The sequence below is a fragment of the Streptomyces sp. NPDC030893 genome, assembly GCF_055571535.1.
Window position 1 is genome coordinate 1 of sequence record NZ_JBVIFC010000018.1, and the last position, 15,908, is coordinate 15,908.

A 15,908-nucleotide genomic window follows, 5' to 3' on the forward strand; every position below is an offset into this window, starting at 1 on the left:
CCGGAGTGCTTGGAGGCCCACATGCCGCCGTTCGCGGCGTAGCTCGCGGACAGCTTGTAGGACTTCACCGGGGAGACCCAGGACGCCTGCTTCTTCGCGGCGGCGGCCTTGGCGGCCTTCTTCGCCTTCGCGGCCTTCTCGGCCGCGGCCTTCTTCGCCTCGGCGGCCTTCTCGGCCTGGGCGGCCTGGGCCTTCGCGGCCTCGGCCTGGGCGGCGGCCTGCGCCTGCACCGCGTCGGCGGCACTCGATGCGGCCGTGGTGTCGGCGGCGACCGCGACCCCGGCTCCCAGTGCGACCGAGGCCCCCAGGCCGGCGGCCAGCACGGCCGCGCGGGTGCGGATCAGGGACGTACGGGAGGAACGGGACGTGACGCGCTGGGACATCTCAACCTCATCAGGAAGGGAACAGTGGAAAACCACCCGACGCACAGGGCCGCGCCGCGGTGGCCATTCAGTGGTAACCCTTCCGCCAGAAAAGCCGCAATAGTGTGATCTACGACGGAACGTCGTACTTCTGGCGTGAGATGCACGTCTCTTGACAGAGATCTTTTAACGGACAAAAGCCCCATTTCAAGCCGATCGATCAGCCGGCGATCCTGAATACCTGATGTGACTTCTGCCCGCTTCGCACTATTCCGGGTAGTACCGGACATTGCGCCTGTGCAGCATGTCACCGGGGTGCGGCATGTGCCGCTTCAGAAATGTGGCGCAGGCCTCTAGGCGCCTACCGTCCGGTAACCCTACGGTTCACCTCGCGTCACCCTCGCACACGAGCATGCTCACGACATGTTGGCCCGCGTCACGGACGTGAGAGGACCCCCACGACATGAGAAGCCGACGCTCCTGGTTGCGCCGCGTATCGGTGACCGCCGTCTCCGCGACCGCACTGGTGACCCTGGCCGCCCCCGCCGGGGCCGCGACCCCCGCCTCACCCGCCCCTGCCGCCGTGGCGGCGTCCGCCGCGGCGGACGTGGACTACGAGACCTGGCAGCGGGACTGCCGAGCGGTCATGGACCGGGCCCTGCCCTACCTGAAGCAGCGGATCGGGGACACGGAGCCGGGCGAGAAGCCGGCCATCGTGCTCGACATCGACAACACCGCACTGGAGACCGACTTCGGATTCAGCTTCCCGCAGCCCGCGAACGAGCCGGTCCTGGAGGTCGCCGAATACGCCCAGGAGCACGGGGTCGCGGTGTTCTTCGTGACCGCCCGCCCGAGCATCGTCCACTGGCCCACCGAGTACAACCTCGAGCAGGCCGGCTACGAGTCCGCCGGCCTCTACGTGCGCGGCTTCGTCGACCTGTTCCGGGACGTGGCCGAGTACAAGACGGCCCAGCGCGTCGACATCGAGTCGCGGGGCTACACGATCGTCGCCAACGTCGGCAACAGCCCCACCGACCTGTCCGGCGGTCACGCCGAGAAGACCTTCAAGCTGCCGGACTACGGGGGTCAGCTGTCCTGAACCGTCCGCGGGCAGGGGAAAGGGGTCTGCCCCGGGACGTGTGTCCCGGGGCAGACCCCTTTCCCGTACAGGCCGGGCGCCGCGGCTAGGCGTCCTTGCTCAGGTTCGGACCGGCTCCGCCGGCCGCCTGCTCGATCGGCGGGACGTCGGGCAGGGCCGACTTCTCCTCACCGCGGAAGGTGAAGGTCGCGGACTCGCCCTCGCCCTCGGTGTCCACCACCACGATGTGACCGGGACGCAGCTCGCCGAAGAGGATCTTCTCCGACAGCGAGTCCTCGATCTCCCGCTGGATGGTCCGGCGCAGCGGCCGGGCGCCCAGGACGGGGTCGTAGCCCCTCTTGGAGAGCAGCTCCTTGGCGGGCTGGGAGAGCTCGATGCCCATGTCCCGGTCCTTCAGGCGCTCGTCCACCTTGTCGATCATCAGGTCGACGATCTTCAGGATGTCGTCCTGGCTGAGCTGCGGGAAGACCACCACGTCGTCGACACGGTTGAGGAACTCGGGCCGGAAGTGCTGCTTGAGCTCGTCCTGGACCTTGTTCTTCATCCGGTCGTAGTTGGTCTTCGTGTCACCCGCGGCGGCGAAGCCCAGGTTGAAGCCCTTGGAGATGTCCCGGGTGCCGAGGTTGGTCGTCATGATGATGACCGTGTTCTTGAAGTCCACGACCCGGCCCTGGGAGTCGGTCAGGCGACCGTCCTCCAGGATCTGCAGCAGCGAGTTGAAGATGTCCGGGTGGGCCTTCTCGACCTCGTCGAAGAGGACGACCGAGAACGGCTTGCGGCGCACCTTCTCCGTCAGCTGGCCGCCCTCCTCGTAGCCCACGTAGCCGGGGGGCGAACCGAAGAGACGCGACACCGTGTGCTTCTCGCTGAACTCCGACATGTCGAGGGAGATCAGCGCGTCCTCGTCTCCGAAGAGGAACTCCGCGAGCGCCTTGGACAGCTCCGTCTTACCGACGCCGGACGGGCCGGCGAAGATGAACGAGCCACCCGGACGCTTCGGGTCCTTCAGACCCGCACGGGTACGGCGGATCGCCTTCGACAGCGCCTTCACGGCGTCGTTCTGGCCGATGACCCGCTTGTGCAGCTCGTCCTCCATGCGGAGCAGACGGCTGGACTCCTCCTCCGTGAGCTTGAAGACCGGGATGCCGGTGGCGGTCGCGAGGACCTCGGCGATCAGCTCGCCGTCGACCTCCGCGACGACGTCCATGTCGCCGGCCTTCCACTCCTTCTCCCGCTTCGCCTTGGCGGCCAGGAGCTGCTTCTCCTTGTCGCGCAGGGAGGCGGCCTTCTCGAAGTCCTGCGAGTCGATCGCGGACTCCTTGTCCCGGCGGACGCCGGCGATCTTCTCGTCGAACTCGCGCAGGTCCGGCGGCGCGGTCATCCGGCGGATGCGCATCCGGGAGCCGGCCTCGTCGATCAGGTCGATCGCCTTGTCCGGCAGGAAGCGGTCCGAGATGTAGCGGTCGGCCAGGGTGGCGGCCTGGACCAGGGCCTCGTCCGTGATGGAGACGCGGTGGTGCGCCTCGTAGCGGTCGCGCAGGCCCTTGAGGATCTCGATCGTGTGCGGCAGGGACGGCTCGGCGACCTGGATCGGCTGGAAGCGGCGCTCGAGGGCCGCGTCCTTCTCCAGGTGCTTGCGGTACTCGTCCAGCGTGGTCGCACCGATGGTCTGGAGCTCACCGCGGGCCAGCATCGGCTTCAGGATGGAGGCCGCGTCGATGGCGCCCTCGGCGGCACCCGCACCGACCAGCGTGTGCAGCTCGTCGATGAACAGGATGATGTCGCCGCGAGTGCGGATCTCCTTGAGCACCTTCTTCAGGCGCTCCTCGAAGTCACCGCGGTAGCGGGAGCCGGCGACCAGGGCACCGAGGTCCAGGGTGTAGAGGTGCTTGTCCTTGAGGGTCTCGGGCACCTCGCCCTTGACGATGGCCTGGGCGAGGCCCTCGACGACGGCGGTCTTGCCGACGCCGGGCTCACCGATCAGCACCGGGTTGTTCTTGGTACGGCGGGACAGCACCTGCATGACCCGCTCGATCTCCTTCTCGCGCCCGATGACCGGGTCGAGCTTGGACTCACGAGCGGCCTGGGTGAGGTTCCGGCCGAACTGGTCGAGGACCAGGGACGTGGAGGGGGTGCCCTCGGCAGGACCGCCGGCGGTGGCGGTCTCCTTGCCCTGGTAGCCGGAGAGCAGCTGGATGACCTGCTGCCGCACCCGGTTGAGATCGGCGCCCAGCTTGACCAGGACCTGGGCGGCGACGCCCTCGCCCTCACGGATCAGGCCGAGCAGGATGTGCTCCGTGCCGATGTAGTTGTGACCCAGCTGAAGGGCCTCGCGGAGCGACAGCTCCAGGACCTTCTTGGCACGGGGGGTGAAGGGGATGTGACCCGACGGGGCCTGCTGGCCCTGCCCGATGATCTCCTCCACCTGCTGGCGGACCGCCTCGAGCGAAATCCCGAGGCTCTCAAGGGCCTTGGCGGCGACACCCTCACCCTCGTGGATCAGGCCCAGGAGGATGTGCTCGGTGCCGATGTAGTTGTGGTTGAGCATCCGGGCTTCTTCCTGAGCCAGGACGACAACCCGCCGCGCGCGGTCGGTGAACCTCTCGAACATCGTTAATCGCTCCTCAGAGCGGTCAGGCAGTGGGGGGAACTTCCCCTCCCTGTCCTTCCGCAGCTTAGTCCCGCAAGCGGGGACCGCTCATTCCAACTGCCGACACCGTCGATGGCCTCCTGACCCCGCTCACGCCGACATCTGCTCCAACCCGATGGTGCGAGACGATGTTCCCGCAGGCCAGGCAGTTACCCCCATCGCCAGTACGCCCATGGCGAACGGCAGAGGTGCCGCCCTGCGTGTCGCCCCCTCTCACTAGGGATGTCTTACCCGCTGCTACCGACAGTCCATGCCGGGTGCACGGGTTCCCTCCGCTACGGGCGAACAACCTTGCGCCCCTCCGCACCCCCGCACGCCCCCTTGTTCGACACTCTGTGCACACGACACCGCACCCACCGTAACCCGGAGGGCTTTCGGCTGGTTGCGCGGGGCATGGCCGGCATCCCCTCGGCCGGCGTGCCCCCGCCCCGCCGGCCGCTCACACCGAGTGACGACGAGATCGGGCTCTGGTACGAGAACGTGCTGGGCTGGCCCACGGTGCCCGGGGCTCCGCCGCGGCTGGCGGTGGGGGTGCGCTTCGACGTCCTCGACGTGCCCGCCGAGGCCGGGAGCGCGGCGCTGGGGCGCCTGGGACGCCACGGACGGGGTTTCCCGGTGGCGCTGGCCGGCGACCGGATGCGGCTGCTGGTGGCCGCGGGCAGCGCGGAGGAGCTGCCGGGGCTGCTGGAGTGGCTGGACTGGGGCCCGCCGCTGGAACTGGACCTGGTGGCGATCGGGGCGGGGGGACTCATGGAGGCGCCCCGGCCCTTCGGCCGCGGCACGGACGACGCCGTGGGCGGGCCGTGGCCCGGCGGTACCCGCGCGGCTGCGACCGCGGGGGACGGTTCGCAGGGGGCCGCCGTATGGCTGCGGCCCCCCGGGCCGGAACTCGAGGCCGAGGCCTCGCTGCCGACGCTGTCGGCGATGGGCACGAGGGACGCCGGGGCGACCGGAGTCGGCCCCCCGGATCTCGTACGGCTGGTGAATACCGTGGCAACACAGATCCACCGGGTTCGGCTGCGGCGCGCGTGTGCGGCCACCGCCGTAAAGACCGACGGTCAGCCGTTGGCCTTTTCGTAGGCCTCGCGGATGGACGCGGGAACACGGCCGCGGTCGTTGACCTCGTATCCGTTCTCCTTCGCCCAGGCGCGGATGGCCGCGGTGTCCTGGCCGCCACCGGAAGCAGCACGCGCCTTTCCACGCCCGCCCGAAGCACGGCCTCCGGTACGACGACCGCCCTTGACGTAAGGCTCGAGAAGGCCACGGAGCTTGTCCGCATTGGCGGTGGTGAGATCGATCTCGTACGTCTTGCCGTCCAACGCGAACGTCACGGTCTCGTCCGCCTCGCCGCCGTCGAGGTCGTCGACAAGAAGGACCTGAACCTTCTGTGCCACCGGATTTCCTTTCATCGATAACTTGAGGGCCCGGAGTGTGTCGGCGTCCGCCGTATCGCCGTCCCTTGTTATATGCAGTACTGCAGTACTCCGGAAAGCAAACCGCTTTTGCCGTAAAAACACAAACCCCTGACGGCGCCCCACTGCCCGCAGCGGGTCCGGAAACATGCGCGTTTCGGACATAGGGGCACCCCGCCAAGGGGTGCTGTGCGGAATCGCCCGGCGATCACAGATGCAGAAGCATCCGGCTGTTGCCCAAGGTGTTCGGTTTCACGCGTTCGAGACCGAGGAACTCCGCGACGCCCTCGTCATAGGAACGCAGCAGCTCCGCGTACACATCGGTGTCGACCGGTGTCTCCCCGATCTCCACGAAGCCGTGCTTGCCGAAGAAGTCCACTTCGAAGGTCAGGCAGAATACGCGTCGAACACCGAGCCAGCGGGCCGTCTCCAGCAACTTCTCCAGCACCCGGTGTCCGACGCCGGCGCCCTTCAGACCGGGCTTCACGGCGAGAGTACGGACTTCCGCGAGGTCTTCCCACATCACGTGCAGGGCGCCGCAGCCGACCACCTCCGCGTTGTCGTCCCGTTCCGCGACCCAGAACTCCTGGATGTCCTCGTAAAGCGTCACGGTCGCTTTGTCGAGCAGGATGCCCCCGCGGACGTAGGCGTCAAGGAGACGGCGTACGGCCTGTACGTCGCCGGTGCGGGCCCGCCGGACCGTGACGGCATTTGCGGTGACTTCGGGGCTGTCTGCTGACATGAGCGGACGCTATCGTCCGCCGCGGTCCTCGGCCGAGCCGGGGTTCTCGCCGGCGGTTTCCGGGACCTGCACGATCCGTACCGCGTCGGTGAGAGCCTGCCGCTGTTCCTCGCTCATCATGCCGAAGAAGGCGACGAGAGCGGCCGCGGCGTTGTCGCTCTGCGACCACGCCTCGTTCATCAGCGCCGCGGCGTAGGCGGCGCGAGTGGAGACCGCCTCATATCGATAGGCCCGGCCTTCGGCTTCCCGGCGCACCCAGCCCTTCTGATGGAGATTGTCCAGGACGGTCATCACCGTGGTGTACGCGATGGACCGCTCCTGCTGGAGGTCTTCCAGGACTTCCCGAACGGTCACCGGGCGGTTCCACTTCCACACCCGCGTCATGACCGCGTCTTCGAGTTCTCCCAAGGGGCGAGGCACAACTCAGACAATAGTGGGAGATACGTTCCATGGCGTGCCGGACGGGCACCACTCTCGGCGAACGCGTACAAAAAGGGCGTACGAGTGGAAGTCGTACGCCCTGGGGGTGGTGTGGGGGGCGGCGGCGGGGGTCGGGGGTGTTCAGGCCTCGGTCCTGGGGGAAGGGGCCGCGCCCTCCACCTTCGCGAGGGCCGCGTCGACGGCGGCGTCCTCCTTCGCCTTGTTGGCGCCGCCCTGAGTCTTCACGATCACTCGGATGACCGCGATGAAGAGGATGGCCATGACCGTCGGGGGGAGGAGCGCGGAGACGTAGTCCATGACTCAAGGGTAGCCAGGGGAAGCCGTCAGCCCGCGGCCAGGTGCCGGCCGCCCTGCGCGGGCGGGGCGGGCTTGCGGCGGGGGAAGACCTCGCCGGGGGTGGGGACGGGGCGGCGCGTGGGCTTGGGGGTGCCGGGGGTCGGGGCCGGCGTGGGAGCGGGTGCGGGGTTCGGGGCGGGATGGGGCGTGGACGGCCTCTCCTCGGGCTCGCTCCGCTCCTGGTCCTCGGCGGCCCCGGCGGCGCTCGCCCGGCCTCCGGGGAGGGCCGTGAGGCGGGTGCGGTCGCAGTGGCGCAGGAGGGCGGCGGCGGTGGGGTTGCCGCGCAGGGCGCGCAGGGCGGCCAGGTCGTCGGGCCGGGGGCGGTATCCGGCGCCCAGCGCCTCCTCCAGGAGCGTGAGGTATCCGGCGGCGGTGCCGGGGAGGGCGGCGCGGTAGCGGCCGAGGTCGGCCAGCAGGAAGGCGCGCAGCCGGGCACTCTCCCGCGCGGCCTCGTCGAGGGAGTCGGCGAGGTGGAGGCAGTCCTGGACGTCGTCGGCCGAGGCGGGGCTGGGGTGCAGGGCGAGGGCGAGGGCGCGGCGGAGCACGCGCAGCTCCTCCGCGCCGAACGCCATGCCGCCGCGGGATCCGTAGGGCGTGGGCATGCTGCGACGATACGCGCTAATCAGACAAACAGCGCGTATGGGGCCGTGGTGTGGCGCCGGTGCCACCCGCGTGGGCGGAACGGACCGCGCGGCTACATGCGCGACACGTTCCGCTCGTACACCAGGCGGAGCCCGATCAGCGTCAGCCACGGCTCGTGCTCGTCGATCACCGCGCTCTCCCCCAGCACCATCGGCGCCAGCCCGCCCGTGGCGATCACCGTCACGTCGTCGGGGTCGTCGGCCAGCTCGCGCGCCATGCGGTTGGCGACCCCGTCCACCTGCCCGGCGAAGCCGTACACGATGCCCGACTGCATCGCCGCGACGGTGTTCTTGCCGATCACGTTCCGGGGCCGGGCCACCTCGATCTTCCGCAGCTGAGCCGCCTTGACCCCGAGTGCCTCCACCGAGATCTCGATCCCGGGGGCGATGACCCCGCCGACGTACTCCCCCCGCGCGGAGACCGCGTCGAACGTCGTCGCCGTGCCGAAGTCGACGACGATCGCCGGGCCGCCGTACAGCTCGTTGGCCGCGACGGCGTTGATGATCCGGTCGGCGCCGACCTCCTTCGGGTTGTCGAACTGGATCGGGACGCCGGTCTTCACGCCCGGTTCGACGAGGATCGCCGGCACGTCCCCGTAGTAGCGGCGGGTGACCTCGCGCAGTTCGTGCAGGACGGACGGGACCGTCGCGCAGATCGCGATGCCGTCGATGCCGTCGCCCAGCTCGTCGCCGAGGAGCGGGTGCATGCCCATGAGGCCCTGGAGGAGGACCGCGAGCTCGTCCGCCGTGCGGCGCGCGTCCGTGGAGATGCGCCAGTGTTCGACGATGTCCTCGCCGTCGAACAGACCCAGGACGGTGTGTGTGTTGCCCACGTCGATCGTCAGCAGCATGACCGTTCCTACTCCGCCGCGCGCAGGTCGAGGCCGATGTCGAGGATGGGCGAGGAGTGGGTGAGGGCGCCCACGGCCAGGTAGTCGACGCCGGTGTCGGCGTAGGCCTTGGCGTTGGTGAGCGTGAGGCGGCCGGAGGCCTCCAGGGCGGCGCGGCCGTCGACGAGGGCGACCGCCTCCTCGCACTCGCCCGGCGTGAAGTTGTCCAGCAGGATCAGGTCGGCACCGGCGTCCAGGACCTCGCGGAGCTGGTGCAGGGTGTCGACCTCCACCTCGATCGGGACGTCGGGGAAGCGCTCGCGGACCGCGTCGAAGGCCTCGGTGACGCCGCCGGCCGCGACCACGTGGTTGTCCTTCACCAGGGCCGCGTCCGACAGGGACATGCGGTGGTTGACCCCGCCGCCGCAGCGCACGGCGAACTTCTCCAGGCTGCGCAGGCCCGGAGTGGTCTTGCGGGTGTCGCGGACCTTCGCGCGGGTGCCCTCCAGGGTGTCCGCCCACGCGCGCGTGGCGGTGGCGACGCCCGACAGGCGGCACAGGAGGTTCAGTGCGCTGCGCTCCCCGGTGAGGATGTCGCGCGTGCGGGTGGTGATCGACAGGAGCACCTGGCCCGCCTCCACCCGGTCGCCGTCCTCCACGTGGCGTTCGACCTCGAACTCCTCCGTGCAGACGATCGACATGACCGCCTCGGCGACCCTCAGGCCCGCCACGGTGCCCGCCTCCCGCGCGGTGAAGTCCGCGGTGGCGACGGCGTCCTCCGGGATGGTCGCGACCGTCGTCACGTCCACTCCGTGGGCCAGGTCCTCCTGGAGGGCCACGTTGGCGATGTCCTCGACCTCGACGGGGTCGAGGCCCGCGGCGGCGAGGAGCTCGGCGAGTGCGGGGTCGAGGCCGCACTCCAGGTAGGTCTCCTCGTCGGCGCCGCAGCCACAGCCGTCGCCACAGCCGCCGGAGGAAACGAGGGGAAGGTCGGGAGTGGTCACTGCTGTCACTGCTCCTGGTGCCGGGGGAGGGTCGGGGGGAAGTCTGTGGTGTCGGTGGTGCGCACCGCCAGCGAGCGGTCCGGATTCAGCCGTACGACGATGTGGCGGCGCCACGCCGTGTCGTCCCGCTCGGGGCGGTCCTCGCGCCAGTGGCAGCCGCGGGTCTCCTCGCGCCGCTGCGCGGCGGCCACCAGGACGCGGGCCACGCACAGGAGGTTGGTGGCCTCCCACGTGTCGACGCCGGGCTCGGCCGTCTTGCCGTTCTCGTCGAGGGCCTCGCGCGCCTCGGCGTGCAGGCGGTGGAGGCGGTCGGCGGCCTCGGCGAGGGACGCCCCCGAGCGCAGTACGCCGGCTCCCCGGGTCATGGCCCGCTGGATCGTGAAGCGGGCCTCCGGGGCGAGGAGGGGGTGGGCGGGGCGCTCGGTGGTGGGGAGCGGCTGCGGCACGCGCGGGTGGAGGGCTCCGGTGCGGGCGATGTCGGCGGCGATGCGCTCGGCGTAGACCAGGCCTTCGAGGAGGGAGTTGGAGGCCAGACGGTTGGCGCCGTGCACGCCGGTGCAGGCGACCTCGCCGCACGCGTACAGGCCGGGCACGGTGGTGCGGCCGTGGGAGTCGGTGCGGACGCCGCCGGACGCGTAGTGGGCGGCCGGGGCGACGGGGACGGGCTCGGTGACCGGGTCGATGCCGTGGGCGCGGCAGGCGGCCAGGATCGTGGGGAACCGGTGCTCCCACATCCCGGCGCCGAAGTGGCGGGCGTCGAGGTACATGTGCTCGGCGTCCTGCTCCCGCATGCGGCGCATGATGCCCTTGGCGACGATGTCGCGCGGGGCGAGTTCGGCGAGCTCGTGCCGCCCCTGCATGAAGCGCACGCCGTCGGCGTCCACCAGGTGGGCGCCCTCCCCGCGCACCGCCTCGGAGACCAGGGGCTGCTGGCCTTCCGCGTCCGCGCCGAGGAAGAGCACCGTGGGGTGGAACTGGACGAACTCCAGGTCGCTGACCTCGGCGCCCGCGCGGAGGGCGAGGGCCACGCCGTCGCCCGTGGAGACGGAGGGGTTCGTGGTCGCCGAGAAGACCTGGCCCATGCCGCCGGTGGCGAGGACCACGGCGGGGGCGTGGACGGCCCCCACGCCGTCGTGCTGGCCCTCGCCCATGACGTGCAGGGTCACGCCGGCGGTGCGGCCCTCGGCGTCGGTGAGGAGGTCGAGGACGAGCGCGTTCTCGATGGTGCGCATCCCGCGCGCGCGGACCGCCTCGACGAGGGCGCGGGAGATCTCCGCGCCGGTGGCGTCGCCGCCCGCGTGGGCGATGCGGCGGCGGTGGTGACCGCCCTCGCGGGTGAGTTCCAGACCACCGTCGGTCGACTCGTCGAAGTGCGCGCCGGTCGCGATGAGGCGGCGTACGGCGTCGGGGCCCTCGGTGACCAGGATGCGCACCGCTTCCTCGTCGCACAGACCGGCGCCGGCGACCAGGGTGTCGTCCAGGTGCTGTTGCGGGGTGTCGCCCTCGCCGAGGGCCGCGGCGATACCGCCCTGGGCCCAGCGGGTGGAGCCGTCGTCGAGGCGGGCCTTGGTGACGACCACCGTGGTCAGGCCCGCGGCCTCGCAGCGCAGGGCGGCGGTGAGGCCGGCGACGCCGGAGCCGACGACCACGACGTCCGCGTCGATGGACCAACCGGGGGCAGGCGCATGCAGACGGAGGCGAGCGCGAAGCGCTCTCGATTGAGGGTGGTGGGCGACGGGCGGGCGTATGCCTGTGCTGGTCACGAGGCGGCTCCGAAGGTTCCGAAGGTCAGGGGGAGGTTGTCGATCAGGCGGGTGCGGCCCACCCGGGCGGCCACGGCGAGGACGGCCTCGCCGGTGAAGTCGTCGCCGATCTCGGTGAAGTCGGACGGGTCGACCAGGGCCAGGTAGTCCAGGGCGAGGGGCGGGTCGAGGCGGGCGGCCTCGTCGAGGACCAGCCGCGCGGCGGCGCGGATGGCCGCGGGGCCGCCGGCGGTGGTGGCCACCGCGTGCGCGTCGGCCGCCGCGCGGGACTCGCCGATGGCGCTGAGCGCCTCGGCACGCGCGCGCGTGGCGGGCACTTCCCGGGCCCGCGCGCGCAGCGCCTGCTGGGCCGCGTGCCGGTCGCGGCCGGCGAACAGGGCCTGGGACAGGGCGAGGGCGGTGCGCCGCTCGGCGGCCGACAGGTAGCGGTTGCGGCTGGACAGGGCGAGCCCGTCCTCCTCGCGGACGGTGGGGACGGCGGCGATCTCCACGCCGAAGTTCAGGTCCCGCACCATGCGGCGGATCAGGGCGAGCTGCTGGGCGTCCTTCTGGCCGTACAGGGCGACGTCCGGGCGGGTGAGGTGGAGCAGCTTGGCGACGACGGTGAGCATGCCGTCGAAGTGGCCGGGGCGGGCGGCACCCTCCAGGCGCTCGCCCATGGGGCCGGCGGCGACGCGGACCTGTGGTGCGCCGCCCGGGTAGACCTCGTCCACGGCGGGGGCGAACACGGCGTCGGCGCCCGCCCGGCCGGCGAGTTCGAGGTCGGCGTCCAGGGTGCGCGGGTAGCGGTCCAGGTCCTCGCCCGCGCCGAACTGCAGCGGGTTGACGAACACGGTCACCACGACCTCGCCGTCGGCGCCGGCGGCCTTCCGCGCGGTGCGGATCAGTGTGGCGTGGCCCTCGTGCAGCGCGCCCATGGTCATCACGACGGCCCGGCGGCCGGTGCGCGCGCGTGCGTGCAGTTCGGCGGCGGTGCGCAGCAGGGTGGCGGTCATCGGGCGGCTCCGTTCCGGGACGCGCGCGTCGTCGTACGGCTGGGGCGGGCGGTGGGGCGGGGCGTGCCGCTCATCGGGGGTCCCCCGGGGTGTTTCCGGTGCCGTCGGGTCCGCCGGTGCCGCTCGGCCCGCCGGGTCCGTCCGCTCCGCCGGATCGGCCTGCGCCGCCTGTGCCGCCTGCGCCGCCTGCTTCGTCGGCGAGTACCCCGAGGAGGTCCTCGGCGAGTTCCGGCTTCAGCAGACCGTGGGCGAGGGCTCGGTCGGCGGTCGCGCGGGCCATCGCGAGGTAGCCGGCGACGGTCCCCGGGGCGTGCCGGCGCAGCTCGGTGACATGCGCGGCGACCGTACCCGCGTCGCCCCGCGCGACCGGGCCGGTGAGCGCCGCGTCGCCGGAGCGCAGGGCGTTGTCCAGGGCGGCGCCGAGCAGCGGGCCGAGCATCCTGTCGGGCGCTCCGACGCCGGCGGCGCGCAGCAGTTCCAGGGACTGGGCGACGAGGGTGACCAGGTGGTTGGCGCCCAGGGCGAGCGCCGCGTGGTAGAGCGGGCGGTTCTCCTCGGCGATCCACTCCGGTTCGCCGCCCATCTCGATGACGAGGGCCTCGGCGGCCAGCCGCAGCTCCTCGGGGGCGGTGACGCCGAAGGAGCAGCCGGCGAGGCGCTGCACGTCGACGGGGGTGCCGGTGAAGGTCATCGCCGGGTGCAGGGCGAGCGGCAGCGCGCCCGCGCGCAGGGCGGGGTCGAGGACCCTGGCGCCGTACCGGCCCGAGGTGTGCACCAGCAGCTGGCCCGGCCGGACGGCGCCGGTGTCGGCGAGTCCGGCGACCAGTTCGGGCAGGGCGTCGTCCGGGACGGTCAGCAGCACCAGTTCGGACCGCTGCAGTACGTCGGCGGGCGGTACCACCGGCACGTCCGGGAGCATCTGCTCGGCGCGCCTGCGCGAGGCGTCGGAGACGGCGGAGACGGCCACCGGGCGGTGCCCGGCGAGCTGGAGGGACGCGGCCAGGGCGGGGCCCACGCGTCCGGCGCCTACGACGCCGACGGTGAGCCGCGCCGGGCGGTCCCGGGGATCGGGCTGTGGGGGTGTGTTCACGCGGCGGGGCCTTCCCGTTCCAGTCCGCTCGGGGTACCGGACGATTTCTCGTCATGTTAACGCGATCGGTTCCGGGGACGGTCGGTTGTCCACAGGCTGTGGGTTTCCGTGCGTCGCCGTGGCACACGCGCGTGCGGAAATGGGGGTGCCCGCGCGGGTCGGCGCCCGGCATGATCGCGGGCATGAGTGATGCGGCGGACGACAGGAACGGTACGGCGGCGGCCGGCGAACACGGGACCCGCCCCGGGGAGGACGAGACACCACGGCCGACGCTGCGCGAACGGCGGATCGCCGCCTGGCGCGGTGCTCCGCGCGTGCTCGCGCGCCTCGGCTTCCTGGCCCCTCTCTCGGAGCGGCTGGCCCTGCTGGAAGCGGCGGGGAGCGTGTACGACCTCGGCGAGACGTCCGACATCTACGGCAACGGTGTCGTCGAAGCGCTGGAGAAGCGGGTCGCCGGACTGCTCGGCACCGAGGCCGCCGCGTTCTTCCCGACCGGCACCATGGCCCAGCAGGTGGCCCTGCGCTGCTGGGCCGGCCGCACCGGCGACCCGGCGGTCGCCCTGCATCCGCTCAGCCACCCCGAGGTGTATGAGCGCAACGCGTTCAGCCAGGTCAGCGGGTTGCGGCCGGTGCGCATGAGCAACGAGCCCCGGTTGCCCACCGCCGAGGAGGTACGCGACTTCGAGGAGCCCTTCGGGGCGCTGATGCTGGAGCTGCCGCTCCGGGACGCCGGTTTCGTGCTGCCCACGTGGGAGGAGCTCACCGAGGTGGTGGACGCCGCGCGGGAACGCGAGGCGGTCGTGCACTTCGACGGGGCACGGCTGTGGGAGTGCACCGAGCACTTCGGGCGGCCGCTGGAGGAGATCGCGGGCCTCGCGGACAGCGTCTACGTGTCGTTCTACAAGTCCCTCGACGCCTACGGCGGCGCCGCCCTCGCCGGTCCCGCGAGCCTGATCGAGGAGGCGCGGGCCTGGCGGCACCGGTACGGGGGCAATGTCTTCCAGCAGTTCCCGACCGCGCTGTCGGCGTTGATCGGTCTGGAGCGGGAGCTGCCGCGGCTGCCGGAGTACGCCCGGCACGCGCGCGTGGTGGCCGCCGCGTTGCGGGAGGGGCTGGAAGCAGGGGGGCTGCCCTGGTTCCGCGTCCACCCCGAGGTGCCGCACACCCATGACTTCCAGGTGTGGCTGCCGTACGACGCGGATGTGGTCGCCGAGGTGGCGATCCGGGTGGCCGAGGAGACGGGAACCGTGCTTTTCGCCAACCACTGGGATCCGAAGGGGCCGGGGTTGTCCTTCACGGAGGTGTACGTGCGTTCCGCGGGCCTGGAGTGGAGCGCCGGGGACGTGCGGGAGGCGGCGGAGGGGTTCGCGCGGCGGCTGCTTCGGGCCTGAGGGTTTCTTCGCCCCCTGCATCATGTGGGCATGAGCGTGGACATAGACATCGCGGGGCTGCGGCCGGAGAGGGTCGCCGTCGTGCCCTCGCCCCTGGCCGAACTCGGCATGGCACTGCACGCGCTGTCCGAGCCGGGACACCACCCGGGACTCCAGGGCTGGGTGACGGGCGTGACCGCACGGCTGGACCCGCATCTCGCGGACCGGATGTGCGAGGCCGACTTCCTGTGGCGCACCACGTTCTCGGACCTGTTCCTGCCGAGCGCCGGCATACCGGGCCGCGCGACGCTCCCGGGCGGGACCCTCGCCGAGGAACTGGACCTGCTGGACAAGCTGTCCGACGAGCAGTTCGTTGGCGCCGCCCTGGAGTTCACCTGCGCGCTCCCCTACGGCGCTCCGGGCGCGGGCCCGCTCACCGACGGAGACCTGCGGCGCCGCTCGCTGGAGCTGGCCGCCGCGCGGGGGCCGCGCCAGACGGAGTTCACCGAGCGGCTGCTCGCCGACCCGCCGCGGATCAGGGACTGGCTGCGGCAGTTTCTGCGGGACTGCGACGAGGCGTTCTTCGCCGAGACGTGGTCCCGGCTGCGGCATCAGCTCGCCGCGGACACCCGTCACAAGACCGACCTGCTCCGGCACAAGGGACTGGCCGAGGCGCTGGCGGCGGTGTCGCCCGCGGTGACGCTCGACGAGACCGCCGGGCGGATCAGCGTCGACAAGCTGGGCGAGGGGCGTACGGCCACGGGCGACGGCGGGCTGCTGCTGATCCCGACCAGTCTCGGCCGGCCGCACCTGATGGTGCTGCACCGGTACGGCTGGCAGCCGGTGCTGCACTACCCGGTCGGCTCCGCCGAGCCGGCCGCCCCGCCGACGGTCGAGCAGCTCGCCCTGCGGATGACCGCACTGTCCCACCCGGTCCGCATGCGCATGTGCCGCCACCTCGCCCGCAGCGCGTACACCACCGGCGAGCTGGTCCAGGTGCACCGCATGACGGCGCCGGAGATATCCCGGCACCTGAGCGTGCTGAAGAAGGCCGGCCTGGTCACCACCCGCCGCCGTGGGCGGTACGTGCTGCACCAGCTGGACGTGGCGGTGGTGGCCCGGCTCGGCAGCGACTTCCTGGAGGGGATCCTGCGCTGACGGCGCGTACGGCGT

Annotated in this window: 15 protein-coding genes and 1 pseudogene; 4 read left to right on the forward strand and 12 right to left on the reverse strand. The window is 71.8% G+C overall.

Features of this window, described 5'->3' with window-relative positions:
* Window positions 1-383 (reverse strand): annotated as a pseudogene (locus ACZ434_RS27510) (M23 family metallopeptidase); the annotation flags it as partial.
* A 442-nt stretch (window positions 384-825) separates the two neighbouring features.
* Between ACZ434_RS27510 and ACZ434_RS27515 the strand changes: the two are divergent.
* A complete protein-coding gene (locus ACZ434_RS27515) occupies window positions 826-1,461 on the forward strand; it encodes an HAD family acid phosphatase (RefSeq protein WP_468460433.1) in 636 nt (211 codons plus the stop codon).
* 85 nt (window positions 1,462-1,546) lie between these two features.
* On the opposite strand, the gene ACZ434_RS27520 is transcribed toward ACZ434_RS27515, so the two are convergent.
* A complete protein-coding gene (locus ACZ434_RS27520) occupies window positions 1,547-4,072 on the reverse strand; it encodes an ATP-dependent Clp protease ATP-binding subunit (protein WP_468460435.1) in 2,526 nt (841 codons plus the stop codon).
* A gap of 432 nt (window positions 4,073-4,504) precedes the next feature.
* On the opposite strand from ACZ434_RS27520, the gene ACZ434_RS27525 reads away from it, so the two are divergent.
* Window positions 4,505-5,191, forward strand: coding sequence for an SCO3374 family protein (locus tag ACZ434_RS27525; RefSeq protein ID WP_468460437.1), 687 nt, complete (start codon window positions 4,505-4,507; stop codon window positions 5,189-5,191).
* Here ACZ434_RS27525 and ACZ434_RS27530 read toward each other — a convergent pair.
* The 10 genes from ACZ434_RS27530 to ACZ434_RS27575 form a co-directional block, all read right to left on the reverse strand.
* Entirely contained in the window at window positions 5,170-5,505 is a 336-nt protein-coding gene (locus ACZ434_RS27530) for a histone-like nucleoid-structuring protein Lsr2 (protein WP_468460439.1), read from the reverse strand. The two genes, ACZ434_RS27525 and ACZ434_RS27530, sit on opposite strands and share 22 nt — an antisense overlap.
* Before the next feature lie 226 nt (window positions 5,506-5,731).
* Complete coding sequence (locus ACZ434_RS27535; protein WP_468460441.1) at window positions 5,732-6,265, reverse strand: amino-acid N-acetyltransferase; 534 nt, start codon at window positions 6,263-6,265, stop codon at window positions 5,732-5,734.
* A gap of 9 nt (window positions 6,266-6,274) precedes the next feature.
* The gene (locus tag ACZ434_RS27540; protein WP_468460443.1) at window positions 6,275-6,673 is read right to left on the reverse strand and encodes a BlaI/MecI/CopY family transcriptional regulator; all 399 of its coding nucleotides are present in this window, start codon (window positions 6,671-6,673) and stop codon (window positions 6,275-6,277) included.
* Window positions 6,674-6,826: 153 nt separating this feature from the next.
* On the reverse strand, window positions 6,827-7,003 hold the full coding sequence (locus tag ACZ434_RS27545; RefSeq protein ID WP_468460445.1) for a hypothetical protein: 177 nt from the start codon (window positions 7,001-7,003) through the stop codon (window positions 6,827-6,829).
* A 26-nt stretch (window positions 7,004-7,029) separates the two neighbouring features.
* On the reverse strand, window positions 7,030-7,644 hold the full coding sequence (locus tag ACZ434_RS27550) for a hypothetical protein (protein WP_468460447.1): 615 nt from the start codon (window positions 7,642-7,644) through the stop codon (window positions 7,030-7,032).
* Between the two features lie 92 nt (window positions 7,645-7,736).
* The gene (locus ACZ434_RS27555; protein ID WP_468460449.1) at window positions 7,737-8,534 is read right to left on the reverse strand and encodes a type III pantothenate kinase; all 798 of its coding nucleotides are present in this window, start codon (window positions 8,532-8,534) and stop codon (window positions 7,737-7,739) included.
* An 8-nt stretch (window positions 8,535-8,542) separates the two neighbouring features.
* Window positions 8,543-9,517 carry a carboxylating nicotinate-nucleotide diphosphorylase gene (gene nadC, locus ACZ434_RS27560; RefSeq protein WP_468460451.1) on the reverse strand — a complete coding sequence of 325 codons (975 nt, stop codon included), beginning with the start codon at window positions 9,515-9,517 and terminating at the stop codon, window positions 8,543-8,545.
* A 5-nt stretch (window positions 9,518-9,522) separates the two neighbouring features.
* Window positions 9,523-11,265 carry an L-aspartate oxidase gene (locus ACZ434_RS27565; RefSeq protein ID WP_468460629.1) on the reverse strand — a complete coding sequence of 581 codons (1,743 nt, stop codon included), beginning with the start codon at window positions 11,263-11,265 and terminating at the stop codon, window positions 9,523-9,525.
* Window positions 11,266-11,276: 11 nt separating this feature from the next.
* Window positions 11,277-12,275 carry a pantoate--beta-alanine ligase gene (gene panC / locus ACZ434_RS27570; protein WP_468460453.1) on the reverse strand — a complete coding sequence of 333 codons (999 nt, stop codon included), beginning with the start codon at window positions 12,273-12,275 and terminating at the stop codon, window positions 11,277-11,279.
* 70 nt (window positions 12,276-12,345) lie between these two features.
* Window positions 12,346-13,365, reverse strand: coding sequence for a Rossmann-like and DUF2520 domain-containing protein (locus ACZ434_RS27575; RefSeq protein WP_468460455.1), 1,020 nt, complete (start codon window positions 13,363-13,365; stop codon window positions 12,346-12,348).
* A 182-nt stretch (window positions 13,366-13,547) separates the two neighbouring features.
* On the opposite strand from ACZ434_RS27575, the gene ACZ434_RS27580 reads away from it, so the two are divergent.
* Window positions 13,548-14,756, forward strand: a complete 1,209-nt coding sequence (locus tag ACZ434_RS27580; protein ID WP_468460457.1) for a threonine aldolase family protein — start codon at window positions 13,548-13,550, stop codon at window positions 14,754-14,756.
* Window positions 14,757-14,786: 30 nt separating this feature from the next.
* Window positions 14,787-15,893 carry a DUF5937 family protein gene (locus tag ACZ434_RS27585; protein WP_468460459.1) on the forward strand — a complete coding sequence of 369 codons (1,107 nt, stop codon included), beginning with the start codon at window positions 14,787-14,789 and terminating at the stop codon, window positions 15,891-15,893.
* The last annotated feature ends 15 nt before the right edge of the window (window positions 15,894-15,908 follow it).